The organism is Ramlibacter montanisoli (genome assembly GCF_013087525.1).
Classification (GTDB): domain Bacteria; phylum Pseudomonadota; class Gammaproteobacteria; order Burkholderiales; family Burkholderiaceae_C; genus Ramlibacter; species Ramlibacter montanisoli.
On record NZ_JABFCS010000001.1, the window covers coordinates 2,976,731 to 2,993,634 of the forward strand.

Genomic DNA, 16,904 nt, shown 5'->3' on the forward strand with positions numbered 1-16,904 from the left:
GGGCGCAGCGCGTCAGGAAATCACGCCTTGAAGGGAACGACCAGCTGCCGCTGCTCGCCCAGGCCGTCGATGCCCAGGGTCATGACATCGCCCTTCTTCAGGTACTTGGGCGGCTTCATGCCCAGGCCCACGCCGGGCGGCGTGCCGGTGGTGATCACGTCGCCGGGTTCCAGCGTCATGAAGTGGCTGCAGTAGCTCACCAGCTTGGCGCAGTTGAAGATCATGGTGCGGGTGTTGCCGGTCTGCATGCGCTCGCCGTTGACGTCCAGCCACATCCCCAGGCGCTGCACGTTGGGGATCTCGTCGGCGGTGACCAGCCAGGGGCCGATCGGGCCGAAGGTGTCGCAGCCCTTGCCCTTGTCCCACTGCGTGCCGCGTTCCAGCTGGAACTCGCGCTCGCTCACGTCGTTGACGACCGTGTAGCCGGCCACGTACGACAGGGCCTTGGTGCTCGGGACGTAGCGCGCGCGCGTGCCGATCACGATGCCCAGCTCCACTTCCCAGTCGCTCTTGACGGAGCCGCGCGGCAGCATCACCGGGTCGTTGGGGCCCTGGATGCAGCTGGTGGCCTTCATGAACACGATCGGCTCCGCCGGGATCGGCATGTTGGATTCCGCGGCGTGGTCGGAGTAGTTCAGGCCGATGGCGATGAACTTCGGCACGTGCGCCACCGGGCAGCCGAAGCGCGGGTTGCCGCGCACCGCCGGCAGCTTGGCCGGGTTGGCCTTGCGGATGCGCGCCAGGCCCACCTGCCCCAGCTGCTCGGGCCCGATGTCCGGCACCACGCTGCTCAGGTCGCGCAGCTTGCCTTCGGCGTCGATCAGGCCGGGCTTTTCCTTGCCCGGGTTGCCGTAGCGTACGAGTTTCATCGTTTCTTCTTTCCTTGGTCTTGTGGTCAGTAGGTGGAGCGGCCGCCGGACAGGTCGAACACCGCGCCGGTGGAGAAGGAGCAATCCTCCGAGCAGAGCCAGCCCACCATCGCCGCGATCTCCTCCGGCGTGCCGAAGCGGCCCATGGGGATCTTGGACAGCATGAACTGGATGTGCTGCTCGGTCATCTGGTCGAAGATCGCGGTCTTCACGGCCGCCGGCGTCACGCAGTTGACGCGGATGCCGGTGTCGGCCAGTTCCTTGCCGAGCGACTTGGTCAGCGCGATCACGGCGGCCTTGCTGGCGCTGTAGGCGCTGGCGTTGGGGTTGCCGTCCTTGCCGGCGACCGAGGCGATGTTGACGATGCGGCCGTAGTTCGCCTCGCGCATCATCGCGGGCACCACCTCGCGGCAGCAAAGGAACAGGCCGGTGAGGTTCACCTCGATCACCTGCCGCCAGGCATCCACGGGGTATTCCCAGACCTTGGTGTTGGGACCGGTGATGCCGGCGCTGTTGACGAGCGCGTCCACCCGCTGCGCACGGCGCACCGTGGACTCCAGCGCCTCGCGCACCGAGCTCTCGTCGGTCACGTCCACCTGCACGAAGGTGCTGCCGGAGCCGAGCTTCTCGGCCGCCTGCCGGCCCTGCGCGATGTCGCGGTCCCACAGGCTCACCGTGCCGCCCGAGGCGAGCAGGCGCTGCGCGATGGCGAAGCCCAGGCCGGCGGCGCCGCCGGTGACGATGGCATGGCGGCCGTTGAAGTCGAGCTGGTTCATATCGTGATCCCTCCGTCCACAGCATAGGCCTGGCCGGTGACGAACACGGATTCGTCGCTCGCCAGGTAGACCACCACCGGTGCGATCTCCTCTGCGGTGGCCAGGCGCCCCATGGGCTGGCGCGCGATGAAGGCCTGGCGCGCGGCCGCCGGGTCGGCGTTGGCGTTGATGCGGTCGGCCAGCGAAGGCGTGTCCACCGTGCCGGGGCAGATCGCATTGCAGCGGATGCCGTTGGCCACGTAGTCGGCGGCCACGCTCTTGGTCAGGCCGATCACCGCCGCCTTGGTGGTGCCGTAGATGAAGCGGTTCGGCAGGCCCTTGATGCTGCTGCACACGCTGGCCATGTTGATGATGCTGCCGGCGCCCTGGCCGCCCTTGTTCTGCAGCATGCGGGGCAGCGCCGCCTGGATGGCCCAGAACTGTGCGCGCACGTTCAGGTTCAGCGCGAAGTTCCATTCCTCGTCGCTCGCCTGCAGGACGGTGCCGCTGTGCACGAAGCCCGCGCAGTTGAACAGCACGTCGATCGCGGGCATCTCCTGGATCACCCGCGCGATCGCATCCTTGTCCAGCACGTCCAGCTGCACGCAGCGCACGCCGGCCACGCCTTCGTAGCTGTCCAGGAGCTTCGGGTTCACGTCGGTGGCCCAGACCTGGGCGCCTTCCGCTGCCAGCGCGAGCGCGCTGGCGCGGCCTATGCCCTGGCCTGCGGCCGTGACGAGCGCGGTTTTCCCCTTCAGTCGCATGTCCTGTTCTCCTTTGCCGGCCGTGCGGGTTTTGCCGGATGCGCGGGGCCGGGGTGCCGCCGATATTAATTGGCCTGACCACTTGGCCAGTCAGCACCAACCCTAAGCCCCGTCCATGCCCCTGCAAGCCGTCGAATCCAGCCGCCTGTACCGCCAGATCGCGGAGCAGCTGCGTGGGCTGATCACGGAAGGCGAGTTCGCGGCGGGCACGCGACTGCCGGCGGAGCGCGACCTGGCCAAGCAGCTCGGCGTGAGCCGCCCTTCCGTGCGCGAGGCGCTGATCGCGCTGGAGGTGGAAGGCTGGGTCGAGGTGCGCACGGGCTCCGGCATCTACGTGCAGGCGGCGCAGCAGCGCAACGGCTCGCACGCCGCGCGCAACGGCAACGGCCACGGCGCCGAATGGGGCCCGCTGCAGGTGATGCAGGCGCGCGAACTGGTCGAGGCCGAGGTGGCGGCGCTGGCAGCACGCCACGCGAAGAAGGCCCACCTGGGCGCGATGGCGGGCGCCCTCCAGCACATGCGCGACCAGGCCGCCGCCGGCGTCGAGCCGCGCGAGGGCGACGAAGCCTTCCACACGGCCATCGCCGACGCCTGCGGCAACGAGGTGCTGTCGGACACGGTGCGCAGCTACTGGAGCGCGCGCCACGGGCCGCTGTTCTCGCGGCTGGGCGACTACTTCGAGAACCCGGCCTCCTGGAGCGCCGCGGTGGTTGAACACGCCGCCGTGCTGGAAGCGATCCGCGCCCGCGACGCGCAGGCCGCGCGCGAGGCCATGCAGCAGCACCTGAAGAAGGCCACCAACCGATACAGCGCGAGCTGGCGCCGCGCCAACCATTCCTGACGCCAGAAGCAAACCACCCTAGGAGACAACATGAGCAAACGCCTCACCCTGAAACTGATCGCCGCCTGCGCGCTGGCCGCGGCCGTCGCCGCTCCGGCCGCCGCGCAGACCAAGCTGAAGTGGGCCCACGTCTACGAGACCTCCGAGCCGTACCACAAGTGGTCGGTGTGGGCCGCCGACGAATTCAAGAAGCGCACCAACGGCAAGTACGAGATCCAGGTCTTCCCCGCCTCCAGCCTGGGGAAGGAAAGCGACATCAACCAGGGCCTGCAGCTGGGCACCGTGGACATCATCCTGACCGGCGCCTCCTTCGCCGCGCGCTCCTTCCCGCGCCTGGCCGTCAGCTACTACCCCTTCACCTTCCGCGACGCCGACCACGTCATCAAGTACTCCAAGTCCGACGTGTTCAAGGAGCTGACCGAGGGCTACAAGAAGGCTTCCGGCGGCAACACCGTCACGGCGCTGACCTACTACGGCGCGCGCCACGCGACCAGCAACAAGCTGTTCACCAACTGCGACCAGATGAAGGGCCTGAAGATGCGCGTGCCGGACGCGCCGGCCTACACCGCGCTGCCCCGCGCCTGCGGCGCCAACCCGACGCCGATCGCCTTCGCCGAGGTGTACCTGGCGCTGCAGAACGGCACCGTCGACGCGCAGGAGAACCCGCTGCCCACGATCGAGGCCAAGAAGTTCTTCGAGGTGCAGAAGAACATCATCCTCACCGGCCACATCGCCGACGCGCTGCTGACCGTGGTGGCGCCCGGCACGCTGTCCAAGATGACGCCGGCCGAACAGAAGATCCTGTTCGACGTGACGCAGGAAGCCGCCGAGAAGGCCACGCTGGACATCCGCAAGCGCGAGGGCGAACTGGTCGACGAGTTCAAGAAGAAGGGCATCAACGTCGTCAACGTGGACCGCAAGGACTTCCAGCAGCGCGTGCTGAAGGCCATCTCCTTCGAGTCCATGCAGCTGGACAAGAAGGACTGGGACCGCGTCGTCAACATCAAGTGACCATGGCGGCACTGCGCGACAGCGTGTCGACCGGCGCGGGGCTGGCCCCCGCGCCCGGCCACGTGCACACGATCGACGACATGCCGCACGTCATGGGCGAGGACGGCCAGTTCCACGCCCAGGACGAAGCGGTGGACCTGTCCGGCACGCCATTGGAGGCCTGGGTCGCCCTGGGCTTCTTCTGGCTGCTGGGCGCGGTTGTCTTCTACCAGTTCTTCACCCGCTACGTTCTGAACGACTCCGCGGCGTGGACCGAAGAGATCGCGCGCTACCTGCTGATCGCCACCGTGTTCACCGGCGCGACCATCGGCGTGATCAAGAACAACCACATCCAGGTGGACTTCTTCTACCGCTACATGCCGCAGCGCATGGCGCGGGGCATGGCCACGGCCGTGGACGTCCTGCGCATCGCCTTCTTCGCCGCCGCCGTGGTGCTGACGGTGCTGATGATGCTCAAGCTCGGAAGCAACTCGCGCATGACCATGATCGACCTGCCCATGAACTGGGTGTACGGCATCTGCCTGCTCGGCTTCGCGATGATGACCTTCCGCTCGGTCCTGGTGGCGCGCCGCCACTGGCAGCGGGGCTACACCGTGCTGGAGCGGCCGATGACCGAAATGACCGACAACTAGAACGAGACCGAAGAAACCCCCATGCTCAAGGTCCTCTTCCTGCTGCTCATGAGCGGCGGCCTGCCCGTGGCCATCGCCATGGCCGGCTCCGCGCTGCTCTACATCCTGTACAGCGGCAACCTGCCGCCCTTCGTGGTGATCCACCGCATGGTCAGCGGCATCGACAGCTTTCCGCTGCTGGCCGTGCCCTTCTTCATCCTGGCCGGCAACCTGATGAACAACGCCGGCATCACCAACCGGATCTACAACTACGCGCTGGCGCTGGTGGGCTGGTTAAAGGGCGGGCTCGGGCACGTGAACGTGGTCGGCTCGGTGGTGTTCGCCGGCATGAGCGGCACGGCGATCGCCGACGCCGCGGGCCTGGGCACCATCGAGATCAAGGCCATGAAGGACCATGGCTACGAAACGGAGTTCGCCGTCGGGGTGACCGCCGCCTCGGCCACCCTGGGCCCGATCATCCCGCCCAGCCTCCCCTTCGTGATCTACGGGATGATGGCCAACGTGAGCGTGGGCGCGCTGTTCCTCGCCGGCATCCTGCCGGGCGTGATCATGGCCTTCCTGATGATGTGCACCGTGGCCTACTTCGCGCACAAGAACGGCTGGGGCGGGGACATCAAGTTCGAGTGGCCGCGCGTGCTCAAGGCGCTGGCGGAAACCGCGGTGGTGATCGTCTGGCCGGTGTCGATCTGGCTGCTGGTGGCCAAGGCCGGCACGCAGCCGCAGCTCACGGTGCTGATCGCGGGCATCGTGCTGTTCACCGCCGACCGCATCTTCAGGTTCCAGGCGGTGCTGCCGATCATGACGCCCGTGCTGCTGATCGGCGGCATGACCACCGGCGTGTTCACCCCCACCGAAGGCGCGATCGCGGCCTGCCTGTGGGCGATCGTGCTGGGCTTCGCCTGGTACCGCACGCTGAACTGGAAGATGTTCGTCAAGATCTGCCTGGACACGGTGGAGACCACCGCGACGGTGCTCTTCATCGTGGCGGCCGCCAGCATCTTCGGCTGGATGCTCACCGCCACCGGCGTGACCGCGGCGATCTCGTCCTGGGTGCTGGCCTTCACCAAGGAGCAGTGGGTGTTCCTGCTGCTGGCCAACCTGCTGATGCTGTTCGTGGGCTGCTTCCTGGAGCCCACGGCCGCCATCACCATCCTCGTTCCGATCCTGGTGCCGATCTGCCAGCAGCTGGGCATCGACCTCGTGCACTTCGGCCTGGTGATGGTGCTGAACCTCATGATCGGCCTGCTGCATCCGCCCATGGGCATGGTGCTGTTCGTGCTCGCGCGCGTCGCCAAGCTCTCGGTGGAGCGGACGACGATCGCGATCCTGCCCTGGCTGGTGCCGCTGCTGGCCTCGCTGGTGCTGATCACCTATGTGCCCAAGGCGGTGCTCTGGCTGCCCAGGATGTTTTATTGAAAGGAGAGCTGGGGTTCGCTGCGCTCACCACCAGCCTACGGCGCCTGTAGGTTGGCGGTGAGGCGAAGCCGAACCCCAGCAGAAACGACCATGACACCCTTCATTCGACTCCACCCCAACGATGACGTCCTGATCGCCCGCGCGCAACTCGTGGGCGGCACGACCGTCGAGAACGTCACCGCGCGCGGGCTGATCCCGCCGGGCCACAAGATTGCCGTGCGCGACATCGCGGCGGGCCAGCCGGTGCGCCGCTACAACCAGATCATCGGCTTCGCCAGCAAGCCGATCGCCGCCGGCGAGCACGTGCACACGCACAACCTCGTGATGGGCGACTTCGAACGCGACTACGCCTTCGGCGCCGACGCCAAGCCCGAGCCGGCGCGGCTCGAAGCGACCTTCATGGGCATCAAGCGCGCCGACGGCCGCGTGGCCACGCGCAACTACATCGGCGTGCTCTCCAGCGTGAACTGCTCGGCGACCGCGGCGCGCGCCATCGCCGACCACTTCTCGCGCCAGACCAACCCGCAGGCGCTGGAGGCCTATCCCAACGTCGACGGCGTGGTGGCCCTCACCCACGGCACCGGCTGCGGCATGGACACGCAGGGCCTGGGCATGCAGATCCTGGAGCGCACGCTGGCCGGCTACGCGACGCACGCGAACTTCGCTGCCGTCATCGTCGTCGGCCTGGGCTGCGAGGCCAACCAGATCAACGCCTGGCTGGCGCACAGCAGCCTGCGCGAAGGCGAGACGCTGCAGGTGTTCAACATCCAGGACACCGGCGGCACGCGCAAGACGGTGGAAAAAGGCGTGTCCCTGGTCAGGCAGATGCTGCCGGCGGCCAACCGCGTGAAGCGCGAACCCTGCAGCGCCTCGCACATCACCATCGGCCTCCAGTGCGGCGGCTCCGACGGCTACTCCGGCATCAGCGCCAACCCGGCGCTGGGCGCGGCGGTGGACCTGCTGCTGGCGCACGGCGGCACCGCGATCCTGTCGGAGACGCCGGAGATCTACGGCGCCGAGCACCTGCTGACGCGGCGCGCGGTCAAGCGCGAAGTGGGCGAGAAGCTGATCGAGCGCATCCACTGGTGGGAGCACTACACCGAGGTCAACGAAGGCGAGATGAACAACAACCCCTCGCCGGGCAACAAGGCCGGCGGCCTGACCACCATCCTGGAGAAGTCGCTGGGCGCGGTCGCCAAGGGCGGCACCACCAACCTGCAGGCCGTGTACGAGTACGCCGAGCCGGTGAAGGCGCACGGCTTCGTCTACATGGACACCCCGGGCTACGACCCGGTGAGCGCCACCGGCCAGGTCGCGGGCGGTGCCAACATGATCTGCTTCACCACCGGCCGCGGCTCGGCCTACGGCTGCGCGCCCTCGCCCTCGCTGAAGATCGCCACCAACACGGCGCTCTGGAACAAGCAGGAAGAGGACATGGACATCAACTGCGGCGAGATCATCGACGGCAAGGCCTCGATCCAGGAGATGGGCGAGCGCATCTTCCGGCTGGTGCTGGCCACCGCCTCGGGCGAGCACAGCAAGAGCGAGCAGCATGGCTACGGCCAGAACGAATTCGTGCCCTGGCAAGTCGGCGCGGTGATGTAGGGGAGCAAGGCAAGCGATGACAAGGAAGTTCTCGGCCGCGCAGCTGCGCGCCACCGTCTCGGCGATCGTCACGGCCGCCGGCAGCGCGCCGCAGGAGGCGAAGACCGTCGCCGACAACCTGGTGCTGGCCAACCTGAGCGGCCACGATTCGCACGGCGTGGGCATGGTCCCGCGCTACGTGGAGGCCGTGCTCGAAGGCGGCCTGAAACCCAACACCGGCGTCGCGGTGAAGCTCGATGGGGGCAGCATGCTGGCGCTCGACGGCCAGCGCGGCTACGGCCAGGTGGTGGGCGAGCAGGCCATGGAGATGGCGCTGCGCCGCGCCCTGGACACCGGCAGCTGCGTGATGACGCTGGCCAACGCGCACCACCTGGGCCGCATCGGCCACTTCGCCGAGATGGCGGTGGAGCGCGGGCTGGTGTCGCTGCATTTCGTGAACGTGCAGTCGCGTCCTGTCGTCGCGCCCTGGGGCGGCGGCGACGGCCGCTACGGCACCAATCCCTTCTGCGCCGGCATCCCGCTCGCGGGCCGGCCGCCCTTCATCCTGGACTTCGCGACCAGCCGCGTCGCGCAGGGCAAGATGCGCGTCGCGCACAACGAAGGCCGCCAGGTGGACCCCGGCTACCTGATCGACGAACAGGGACGCCCCACGACGAATCCCGGCGTGGTGGTGGTGCCGCAACCCGGCGGCATGTTCGGCGCGCTGCTCGCCTTCGGCGAGCACAAGGGCTACGGCATGGCGGTCGCGTGCGAGTTGCTCGGCGGCGCACTCACCGGCAGCGGCACCTGGCACCGGCCCGCGGACAACCTGCGGGCCGTGATCAACGGGATGTTCACGATCGTGGTCGATCCGCGCAAGCTCGGGACGCAGGACAGTTTCGAGCGCGAGGCGCTCGCCTTCGTGGACTGGCTCAGGCAGAGCCCGCCGGCGCCGGGCAGCGAAGGCGTGATGCTCGCGGGCGAGCCGGAGCGCAAGGCGCGGCGCCAGCGCGAAGCCGAAGGCATCGCGCTGGACGACCAGACCTGGGCCGAAGTCGTCGCCGCGGGCGCCAAGGTCGGCGCCCGCGTGGACTGATCACTTCAGCGACAGCCAGCGCTGGACATCACCCCGGCGTTCGAAGCCGGCGGGCACGTTGGCCCAGTAGTTGGTGACGACCGTCGTGGTGGCGCCCGGGCCGGAACCCATCACCGTGGTGGAACTGCTCTGCACCAGGGTGGCGCCGGAGAGCAGATGCGGTCCCGTTGCCGTCACGCTGGCGGCCGGGAGCGATGGCGTCACGACCACGCCGGTGCCGGAGCTCACGCTCGCGCCGGTCGAGGACGTCACCGAGCTTTGCGCGAACGCGGGCACCGCGAAGGCGGCGGCCGCGGCGAGGGCAAGGGCTGCGTACTTCTTCATGGGTTCTCCCTCACCCGCGATCAGAGCAGGCGCTGCCAGCGCTGGAAGTCCATGCGGCTGCCGATGTCCGACGGCACGTTCCAGTAGTGGCGCACCACCGTGCCGGAGGTCACGACCGGCGTGGTCACGACGGCAGCGGGCGCGCCCAGGATCGTGGTGTTCGGCACGACGGCGACGGTGCCCGGGGCGACCAGCACGGGAGCCTCGGCGATCACGGCGCCTTTGATCGGCTTGGAGAACGCGGGACCTTCGAAGATCACGGGGCCGTTGCCGCTGATGATGGTGGCGTGCTGCGCGAAGGCGGGGGCGGCCAGCGTGGCTGCGACGGCTGCAATGAGGGCAAGTCGTTTCATGGGGGCACTCCTGATGATTAGGTAGTGCCATTCGACGCCCGCTGGCCGAGCCTCGGCGCCGGTGCATCTTGACGGCCCATGTCAGCCGTGCACCGACGCGCCCCTTATGGCACAGGCAGCCCCGGCAGCGCGCGCACCGTTTCCCCCGCGATGGGAAAGATCCGGTCGCCCGCGCGCGGCTCGATGCGGTGCATGCCCGTGAAACTGCCGAAAGCCGGCAGGACGCCCACCGCCTGCGAGGGCAGCTGGCCGGTGTCGTCGCCCATCCAGAAGCAAGGCAACCTCAGCCGCTCGAAGGCACGACCGCTGACGCTGATGCAGGGGTGCCAGTGGCCGGCCAGCACGTAGGCATCCCGCACGGGCCGCGGATGGTGGCACAGCGCGAAGGGTCCCAGCGGCAGCGGCTCGTCCACCACGGTGAAGCGCAGGGCCGCCGGCGGGTCGCCGGCGCGGTCGTCGTGGTTGCCGCGCACCAGCGTGAGCTCCAGGTCCGCATGCGCCTCGCGCCATTCCTGCAGCACGCGCAGGGTGCCCGGCGCGTGCGAGCGCGCCGAATGCAGGAAGTCGCCGAGGAAGACGACCTGCCGCGCGCGCGTGTCGGCCAGCGCCGCATCCAGCTTGGCCAGCGTCTCGCCGGTGGTGCCGCTGGGCACCGGCACGCCGAGCTTGCGGAAGCTCACGGCCTTGCCGAAGTGCGCGTCGGCCACCAGCAGGGTCTGCTGCGCGGAGAGGCAGAGGGTGCCGGTGGGATGCAGCAGCGCATCCTGGCCGGCGAGGCGGATTCTGAGCACGGGAGAAAAATGGGTTGGCGCGATGCTGGGGTTCGCTGCGCTCACCGCCAGCCTACAGCCGGGATCGTAGGCTGGGGTGACGAAGGAACCCCAGCGATCGCGCAGCGCCGGATTACAGCATGCGGGCCAGCGACGCTTCCAGGTGCTCCGAAGGCACCCGCTTGAACCCCGAGCGCGCAAATCGCTGCAAGCGCCCGACGATGAAGGCCGTGAGCACCGAGGCGCGCACCTGCGCATCGACGGTGGGCGTGGCCGCATCCGCGCTGCTGCGCAGGCACTGCTTGAGCGAGGCCTCCACCTTGTCGAAGAACTGGTTCATGCGCTGCTGCAGGCGCTCGTTCTCGAACACCAGCGCGTCGCCCACCATCACGCGGGTCATGCCGGGGTTCTTCTCGGCGAACTGGATCAGCATCGCCACGATGCGGCCCGCCTGCGCAGGGCCGGCCGGTTCGCGCTCGGCGATCTGGTTGATCAGGGTGAAGACGCTCTGCTCGATGAACTCGATCAGGCCTTCGAACATCTGCGCCTTGCTGGCGAAGTGGCGGTACAGGGCCGCCTCGCTGACGTCCAGGCGGGCGGCCAGGGCCGCGGTCGTGATCCGTTCGGACCCCGGCTGCTCCAGCATGGTGGCCAGCGCCTGCAGGATCTGCACCCTGCGCTCGCCCGGCTTGGGGCGCTTGCGCACCACGGCCGGGGTGTCGCCGCCGGGGGTGGGTTCGGGGGAGTCGAGCTCGGCGTGGGACATAGGTAAGTCAGCGGTTGCAAATTGATTCTCGCATACCCGACCGTGGGAATCCGCCAACCCATCCGCGCCGGTGCACCGCCCGGCAGCAGGTGCTCACGCCGGGAAGGAGAGTGTGACTTTCAAGCCACGTCCGCCCGCCCCAGGCTGTAACTGGAGATGACTGTGGTGGACGCGGGCGATCTCCTCGGCGATGGCCAGCCCCAGGCCGTTGCCCTCGCCCCGCGTGCCCTGGACGCGGTAGAAGCGCTCCAGGATGCGGGGCATCTCGTCCCGCGCGACGCCCGGACCGTCGTCCTCGACCTCCACGAAGGCCAGGCCACCCCGCCGCCCGCAGCGGATGGTGACCGTCCCGCCCTCGTAGGTGTACTTCACCGCGTTGTCCACCAGGTTGGACAGCAGCTCGCGCAACAGCCACTCGTGGCCCATGACCTGCACCGGATCGGCATCCAGCCCCAGGTCGATGCGCCGCGCGGTGGCGGCATCGAGGTGGCTTTCCAGCGTGTCCTCGCACAGCGCCTTGAGGTCCACCCGCAGCTGCGGCTGCGAATGCATCGCGCGGGCGTCGGCGCGCGACAGGGCCAGCAGCTGGTTGGCCAGCTGGGACGTGCGGCGGGTGGCGCTGCGCAGCTTGTAGACCTGCTCGGTGGGCAGCGACAGCGTGCCCTCCACCGGGCGCGAGCTGGCCTCCTGCGCCCAGGCCTCCACCTGCGCCTGCAGGCCCGCGATCGGCGTGCGCAACTGGTGCGCGGCATCCGCGACGAAGCGCCGCTGGCTCTCCGCCTGCGCATTCACCAGCCCGAACAGCCGGTTCAGGGAGTCCACCAGCGGCCGCACCTCCTCCGGCGAGGCCGCCTCGTCGATCGCGCTCAGGTCGCGCGGCGAGCGCCGCTCCACCGCCTCCTTCAGCGCGAGCAGTGGCCGCAGGGCCTGCTCCACCGCCCAGCGCACGGCGAAGGCCGCGGCGGCGATCAGCGCCAGGTTGGGCAGCAGCACGCGGAACAGGATGGAACGGGCCCACTGCTGGCGCGGGTCCGAGCTGTCCGCCACCGCCACCACCACCTCGCCGAAGACGGTGGGTTGCCGCTGGCGCACGACCCGCCAGGTGGCGCCGGCGTGTTCCTCGCTGTGCACTTCCGGCGTGCTGTCCGCGGGCGGCAGGCCCGCCAGCCAGGCTTCGCCGTGCAGCAACTTGCCGTCGGCGTCGAGGATGGCGTAGCCGGCCGAACCCTGGCGGTCCTTCAGGAACTCCTCCACCGGCGGCGCCAGCATCAGCAAGGGCTGTTCGCCCGACTGGCCGATCACGGAATCGGCCACCAGCGGCACCAGGGCGAGCAGGTGCTGGTCCTGCTGCGTCGCCACGTTGTCGGCGGAGCGGTATTCCAGCCACGCGTTGAGCACCGCCAGCACGATCAGCGGCGCGATCAGCATCACCAGCAGCCGCCGGCGCAGGCCGGAGGTGACGCCCAGCACCTCGGAGGCGCGGCCGCGCGCGCGCGGCGCCGGGGCGCGCAGCGGGAACTTCACTCGCCCTCGGGGGACGCAGCTCGAGGCGGTAGCCGAAGCCGCGGATCGAACGCAGCGCCACGCCATAGGGCTCGAGCTTGCCGCGCAGCCGCGAGATGTAGACCTCCACCGCGTTGGGCGTGATCTCCTTGTCCCAGCCGGTCAGGGCCTGCAGCAGCTTTTCCTTGCTGGCCGGCTTGGGCGCGTTGATCAGGAGGTACTCCATCACGGTCCACTCGCGCGGGCCCAGCTCGATCGGCACCGCGGTGCCGTTGCGCTGCGCCGTCGCGCGCCGGTTCGCCGTGTCGAGTTCGATCGGGCCGAAGGCGAGGACGGCGGAGGTGGCGGCCTGCGAGCGGCGCAGCAGCGCGCGCAGGCGCGCGAGCAGCTCCGGCAGCTCGAAGGGCTTGATCATGTAGTCGTCGGCGCCGAGGTCCAGGCCCTGCACGCGGTCGTGCAGCGCGTCGCGCGCGGTGAGGATCAGCACCGGCATGTTCTGGCTGGCCATCTCCGGGCGGCGCAGGCGCCGGGTGAGCTCCAGGCCGTCCATGTTGGGCAGGCCGATGTCGATGATGGCGGCATCGAACACCTCGGTGCGCAGCACCTCCTCGGCGCGCTCGCCGCTGCCGACCCAGTCGACGGCATAGCCGGCGTTGGACAGGCCCAGCTTGATGCCGCTGGCCACCATCACGTCGTCTTCGACCAGCAGGAGGCGCATGGCTTCAGTGCGAGCGGATCATCGTGCCGTAGGCCTGGTCCGTGAGGATCTCCAGCAGCATGGCATGCGGCACGCGGCCGTCGATGATGTGCACGGCATTCACGCCGGCCTTGGCGGCGTCGAGCGCGCCGGCGATCTTGGGCAGCATGCCGCCCGAGATGGTGCCGTCGGCGAACAGCGCGTCGATCTGCCGCGCCGTGAGGTCGGTCAGCAGCTGGCCGCCCTTGTCCAGGACGCCGGGCGTGTTGGTCAGGAGCACCAGCTTCTCGGCCTTCAGCACCTCGGCCAGCTTGCTCGCAACCACGTCGGCGTTGATGTTGTAGCTCTCATTCTCGTCGCCGAAGCCGATCGGGCTGACCACCGGGATGAAGTTGTCCTCCAGCAGCGCGCGCACCACGCCCGGATTGATCTCCACGATGTCGCCCACCTGGCCCACGTCGTGTTCCTTCGAGGGGTCCTTGGCGTCCACCATCTTCAGCTTGCGGGCGCGGATCATCCCGCCGTCGCGGCCGGTCAGGCCCACGGCCTGCCCGCCGGCCTTGTGGATGAAGCCCACGATGTCCTGCTGCACCTCGCCGGCCAGCACCCACTCCACCACTTCCATGGTCTCGGCGTCGGTGACGCGCATGCCCTGGATGAACTCGCCCTTCTTGCCCAGGCGGTTCAGGGCCTGCTCGATCTGCGGGCCGCCGCCGTGCACCACCACCGGGTTGATGCCCACCAGCTTGAGCAGCACGACGTCCTCGGCGAAGTCGGCCTGCAGCTCGGGATCGGTCATCGCGTTGCCGCCGTACTTGATCACCATGGTCTTGCCATGGAACTTGCGGATGTAGGGCAGCGCCTGGGCCAGGATCTCGGCCTTGTCGCGCGGGGCGATGTGGTTTACGTCGTTCATGGCGGGCGGGGTGGGTTTGCCCGATTTTGCCGCATGCCGGCGGGCGGGCGCTCAGCGGGGGTACAGCAGGCGCGCGCGGCGCAGCCAGCGCTGCACGCGGAAGCGCACGATGCTGTGGTACGCCCACAGGTAGCTGACGATGAACAGCAGCGTGAACGCCGCCAGGATAGTCGTGCTGCGCCAGAACAGCACGGCCGGCACCACGGTGAGCACGGTGAAGCCCCACAGCCAGGGCGAGGTGCGGTTGTTGCGGATCAGCATGCGCCGCGCATGGTCGTCGTGGAACACCTGCCGCACCACGCGCCGGTAGATCAGCTGGTGGAAGTGCAGCGCGTCCGCCAGGCTGGGCGACTGCCCGCGCACCACCTTGCGGTAGATCGAGAACAGCGTTTCCCAGGTCGGGTAGATCAGCAGCAGGATGGGGAAGAAGGGCGAGACGAGCTCGTGCCGCTGCACCAGCAGGATGCTGCAGATGCCCAGCACGATGCCCCACAGGTAGGCGCCGCCGTCGCCGGCGAAGATCAGGCCGTGCGGGTAGTTCAGGAGCAGGAAGCCGAGGGTGGCACCCGCCAGCACCAGCAGCACGGCGGCCAGCTGGCGGTCGCCCAGCTGCAGCGCGACGTGCGCCATGGCGGCGCAGCAGATCAGGGCCACCGTGCCGGCCAGGCCGTTGTAGCCGTCGATGAGGTTGAAGGCATGCGGCAGGCCGGCGAGGACGAAGATCGCCGCGGCGACGTGCAGCCAGCTCGCCTGCTGCCAGAGGGCGTCCAGGCCGGCGATTCCCGTGCGCGGCACGGCAAGCCCCAGCAGCACGGTCGCCAGGACCGCCGCCAGGCCGGTGCTGACGAAACGCGCGCGCGCCCGCAACTGGTGCGTCAGGTCCTCGATCACACCGGGGGCGACGCCGACCAGGGAGACGATCCACCAGGTGGCTGCGGTGCCGCCGTCGAACGGGATGCCGTGCGCCACGCCGAACCAGCGCTCGGACACGGCCAGCCAGGCCCAGCCGCCGGTGCAGGCGAAGAACATGGCGGCGCCGCCGAGCCGCGGCACGTGGCCGATGTGGAAGCGCTGCGGCATGAGTTCGCCGTAGCGGCGGGCGCTTTCCTCCCCCAGGCGCAGCAGCAGCACGCAGCCCAGGGCGGCCAGCACGGCGCACAGCACGAGCACGCCGATCATCGGCCGCGGTCCTCGCGGAAGGGGTGGACGATCGGATTCATCGCGGACTTTGCATGCATCTGGACGGGAATGCTAGCGCACGCTGCCATGGTGGTCGGCGTGCCCTGTGCGCACTGCTTCGTCATAAAGGGTAAGCGTCGCCGCCACGACGACTTCATCGGCGAACTCGGCGACGGCCTTGTCGCGGCTGCGCCGACCGAAGCGTTCGCGCAGTTCGGGTGAAACGATCAGCGCCTGCAGCGCATCGGCCAGCGCCGCGCTGTCGCGGGCCGGCACGAGGAAGCCGTTGGCACCCGGCTCCACCGTCTCGCGGCAGCCGGGCACGTCGGTGGCGACCACCGGCAGGCCGCAGGCCAGCGCTTCGAGCAGGGCCTTGGGCAGCCCCTCGCGGTAGGAAGGCAGGCAGGCGATGTCGCTCTCGCCCCAGACCGCCGGCATGTCGGTGCAGTGCCCCAGCCAGTCCACGGTGCCCTCGTCGTGCCAGGCCTGCAGCTGCGCCGCGGTGAGGCTGGTGGGATTCGTGGGGTCGACATCGCCCGCAAGCCGGAAGATCGCCTGCACGCCGCGCCGCTTCAGCTCGCGCGCCGCCTGTGCGAACTCCTCCACGCCCTTGTCGCGCAGCATGCGCGCCGCCAGGGTCACCACCGGCAGCGCGGAGCCCGCCGGATGCGGCCGGAAGCTGGCCACGTCGACGCCGGCACCGCGAATCAGCACGCATTCGTCCGCGCGCACGGTGCCCAGCTGCGCGTTCGCGCGCAGGTCGTCCGGGTTCTCGAACACCACCATGGCGCCGGGCGGATGCAGCAGCAGGCGCAGCAGCGTGCGCACGATGGGCCGCAGCACGCGCGCCTTGAGCTGGTCGGAGCTGAACACGTAGCCCATGCCCACCGGCGCATTGATCACGTTGCGCATGCGCAGCAGGCGCGCCGCCAGGCTGCCGTGCAGGATGGGCCGGATCGCCACGTGGTGCACCACGTCCGGACGCTCGCGCCGGTACACCTTCAGCACCTGCAGGAAGACCCGGAAGAATTCGCGCACGGGATTCAGCCGGTCGCGCCGCAGCGGCAACGGCACGAAACGCATGCCCTCCGCGCGGATCGCCTCCGCCTGGTCGCTCTGGCGCCCGAGCACCACCACGTCGAAGCCCGCGGCCTGCGCGGCCCGCCCGCGCGCCAGGAAGTGCGAGAGGAAGAACCTGTCTTCGGGAACGAAGAACAGCAGGCGCTTCATGCCCTGCCCCCAGTGCCTCGGCGAGCGCCTGGCGGGTCCCCGCATCCAGCTGCTCGTGCGCGCCTTCCTGCACGCGGTAGCCGGAGCGGCGCGCCAGCGCGGAAGCCAGGTCCCGGCCCACCTTGAGGGCGCCGTAGACGCAGGACAGCGCCGCGCCCTTCCACTCGCCGCGGCCGGCCAGCAGGCGGAACTGCGCCA

At 69.4% G+C, this 16,904-nt stretch carries 17 protein-coding genes and 1 pseudogene; 6 read left to right on the forward strand and 12 right to left on the reverse strand.

Going from position 1 to position 16,904, the window contains the following annotated elements; translation table 11 throughout:
* Positions 1-20: 20 nt before the first annotated feature.
* From HK415_RS14625 to HK415_RS14635, 3 genes are read right to left on the reverse strand one after another with little or no spacing between them, the layout of a single operon-like run.
* A complete protein-coding gene (locus HK415_RS14625; RefSeq protein WP_171560529.1) occupies positions 21-869 on the reverse strand; it encodes a fumarylacetoacetate hydrolase family protein in 849 nt (282 codons plus the stop codon).
* Between the two features lie 26 nt (positions 870-895).
* The gene (locus HK415_RS14630) at positions 896-1,645 is read right to left on the reverse strand and encodes an SDR family NAD(P)-dependent oxidoreductase (RefSeq protein ID WP_171560531.1); all 750 of its coding nucleotides are present in this window, start codon (positions 1,643-1,645) and stop codon (positions 896-898) included.
* A complete protein-coding gene (locus HK415_RS14635; protein WP_171560534.1) occupies positions 1,642-2,388 on the reverse strand; it encodes an SDR family oxidoreductase in 747 nt (248 codons plus the stop codon). Before HK415_RS14635 ends, HK415_RS14630 begins: the two co-directional genes overlap by 4 nt.
* A 115-nt stretch (positions 2,389-2,503) precedes the next feature.
* Here HK415_RS14635 and HK415_RS14640 point away from each other — a divergent pair, with 115 nt between their 5' ends.
* From HK415_RS14640 to HK415_RS14665, 6 genes are all read left to right on the forward strand, one after another.
* A complete protein-coding gene (locus HK415_RS14640) occupies positions 2,504-3,229 on the forward strand; it encodes a FadR/GntR family transcriptional regulator (RefSeq protein WP_171560536.1) in 726 nt (241 codons plus the stop codon).
* A gap of 30 nt (positions 3,230-3,259) precedes the next feature.
* The gene (locus HK415_RS14645) at positions 3,260-4,240 is read left to right on the forward strand and encodes a sialic acid TRAP transporter substrate-binding protein SiaP (RefSeq protein ID WP_171560538.1); all 981 of its coding nucleotides are present in this window, start codon (positions 3,260-3,262) and stop codon (positions 4,238-4,240) included.
* An 80-nt stretch (positions 4,241-4,320) separates the two neighbouring features.
* Positions 4,321-4,872, forward strand: coding sequence for a TRAP transporter small permease (locus HK415_RS14650; RefSeq protein WP_253262250.1), 552 nt, complete (start codon positions 4,321-4,323; stop codon positions 4,870-4,872).
* A gap of 21 nt (positions 4,873-4,893) precedes the next feature.
* Complete coding sequence (locus HK415_RS14655; protein ID WP_171560544.1) at positions 4,894-6,288, forward strand: TRAP transporter large permease; 1,395 nt, start codon at positions 4,894-4,896, stop codon at positions 6,286-6,288.
* 90 nt (positions 6,289-6,378) lie between these two features.
* Positions 6,379-7,893 carry a UxaA family hydrolase gene (locus tag HK415_RS14660; RefSeq protein WP_171560548.1) on the forward strand — a complete coding sequence of 505 codons (1,515 nt, stop codon included), beginning with the start codon at positions 6,379-6,381 and terminating at the stop codon, positions 7,891-7,893.
* A 16-nt stretch (positions 7,894-7,909) separates the two neighbouring features.
* Complete coding sequence (locus HK415_RS14665) at positions 7,910-8,968, forward strand: malate/lactate/ureidoglycolate dehydrogenase (protein WP_171560552.1); 1,059 nt, start codon at positions 7,910-7,912, stop codon at positions 8,966-8,968.
* On the opposite strand, the gene HK415_RS14670 is transcribed toward HK415_RS14665, so the two are convergent.
* The 9 genes and pseudogenes from HK415_RS14670 to HK415_RS14710 form a co-directional block, all read right to left on the reverse strand.
* Complete coding sequence (locus HK415_RS14670; RefSeq protein WP_171560555.1) at positions 8,969-9,292, reverse strand: hypothetical protein; 324 nt, start codon at positions 9,290-9,292, stop codon at positions 8,969-8,971. It abuts the gene before it with no gap.
* A 20-nt stretch (positions 9,293-9,312) separates the two neighbouring features.
* Entirely contained in the window at positions 9,313-9,645 is a 333-nt protein-coding gene (locus HK415_RS14675) for a hypothetical protein (RefSeq protein WP_171560558.1), read from the reverse strand.
* Between the two features lie 104 nt (positions 9,646-9,749).
* Complete coding sequence (gene pdeM, locus HK415_RS14680) at positions 9,750-10,436, reverse strand: ligase-associated DNA damage response endonuclease PdeM (protein WP_171560561.1); 687 nt, start codon at positions 10,434-10,436, stop codon at positions 9,750-9,752.
* 112 nt (positions 10,437-10,548) lie between these two features.
* Entirely contained in the window at positions 10,549-11,181 is a 633-nt protein-coding gene (gene slmA, locus HK415_RS14685) for a nucleoid occlusion factor SlmA (RefSeq protein ID WP_171560563.1), read from the reverse strand.
* Between the two features lie 93 nt (positions 11,182-11,274).
* Positions 11,275-12,609 carry a sensor histidine kinase gene (locus HK415_RS14690; RefSeq protein WP_253262252.1) on the reverse strand — a complete coding sequence of 445 codons (1,335 nt, stop codon included), beginning with the start codon at positions 12,607-12,609 and terminating at the stop codon, positions 11,275-11,277.
* Positions 12,610-12,718: 109 nt separating this feature from the next.
* Positions 12,719-13,402: pseudogene (locus HK415_RS14695) on the reverse strand (response regulator transcription factor); the annotation flags it as partial.
* A 4-nt stretch (positions 13,403-13,406) separates the two neighbouring features.
* Positions 13,407-14,297, reverse strand: coding sequence for an acetylglutamate kinase (gene argB / locus HK415_RS14700; RefSeq protein WP_171560569.1), 891 nt, complete (start codon positions 14,295-14,297; stop codon positions 13,407-13,409).
* 51 nt (positions 14,298-14,348) lie between these two features.
* On the reverse strand, positions 14,349-15,476 hold the full coding sequence (locus HK415_RS14705) for a glycosyltransferase family 4 protein (RefSeq protein WP_171560572.1): 1,128 nt from the start codon (positions 15,474-15,476) through the stop codon (positions 14,349-14,351).
* Between the two features lie 72 nt (positions 15,477-15,548).
* Entirely contained in the window at positions 15,549-16,706 is a 1,158-nt protein-coding gene (locus HK415_RS14710; protein ID WP_171560576.1) for a glycosyltransferase family 4 protein, read from the reverse strand.
* Between the last annotated feature and the right edge of the window lie 198 nt (positions 16,707-16,904).

Excerpts from the sequence above, each read along its gene's own strand:
- slmA (WP_171560563.1), bottom strand. The coding sequence starts at position 11,181 with ATGTCCCACGCCGAGCTCGACTCCCCCGAACCCACCCCCGGCGGCGAC.
- HK415_RS14675 (WP_171560558.1), bottom strand. The coding sequence starts at position 9,645 with ATGAAACGACTTGCCCTCATTGCAGCCGTCGCAGCCACGCTGGCCGCC.
- HK415_RS14670 (WP_171560555.1), bottom strand. The coding sequence starts at position 9,292 with ATGAAGAAGTACGCAGCCCTTGCCCTCGCCGCGGCCGCCGCCTTCGCG.
- HK415_RS14710 (WP_171560576.1), bottom strand. The coding sequence starts at position 16,706 with ATGAAGCGCCTGCTGTTCTTCGTTCCCGAAGACAGGTTCTTCCTCTCG.
- HK415_RS14705 (WP_171560572.1), bottom strand. The coding sequence starts at position 15,476 with ATGATCGGCGTGCTCGTGCTGTGCGCCGTGCTGGCCGCCCTGGGCTGC.
- HK415_RS14650 (WP_253262250.1), top strand. The coding sequence starts at position 4,321 with ATGCCGCACGTCATGGGCGAGGACGGCCAGTTCCACGCCCAGGACGAA.
- HK415_RS14665 (WP_171560552.1), top strand. The coding sequence starts at position 7,910 with ATGACAAGGAAGTTCTCGGCCGCGCAGCTGCGCGCCACCGTCTCGGCG.
- HK415_RS14625 (WP_171560529.1), bottom strand. The coding sequence starts at position 869 with ATGAAACTCGTACGCTACGGCAACCCGGGCAAGGAAAAGCCCGGCCTG.
- argB (WP_171560569.1), bottom strand. The coding sequence starts at position 14,297 with ATGAACGACGTAAACCACATCGCCCCGCGCGACAAGGCCGAGATCCTG.
- HK415_RS14655 (WP_171560544.1), top strand. The coding sequence starts at position 4,894 with ATGCTCAAGGTCCTCTTCCTGCTGCTCATGAGCGGCGGCCTGCCCGTG.
- HK415_RS14635 (WP_171560534.1), bottom strand. The coding sequence starts at position 2,388 with ATGCGACTGAAGGGGAAAACCGCGCTCGTCACGGCCGCAGGCCAGGGC.
- HK415_RS14690 (WP_253262252.1), bottom strand. The coding sequence starts at position 12,609 with ATGCTGATCGCGCCGCTGATCGTGCTGGCGGTGCTCAACGCGTGGCTG.
- HK415_RS14640 (WP_171560536.1), top strand. The coding sequence starts at position 2,504 with ATGCCCCTGCAAGCCGTCGAATCCAGCCGCCTGTACCGCCAGATCGCG.
- HK415_RS14660 (WP_171560548.1), top strand. The coding sequence starts at position 6,379 with ATGACACCCTTCATTCGACTCCACCCCAACGATGACGTCCTGATCGCC.
- HK415_RS14645 (WP_171560538.1), top strand. The coding sequence starts at position 3,260 with ATGAGCAAACGCCTCACCCTGAAACTGATCGCCGCCTGCGCGCTGGCC.
- HK415_RS14630 (WP_171560531.1), bottom strand. The coding sequence starts at position 1,645 with ATGAACCAGCTCGACTTCAACGGCCGCCATGCCATCGTCACCGGCGGC.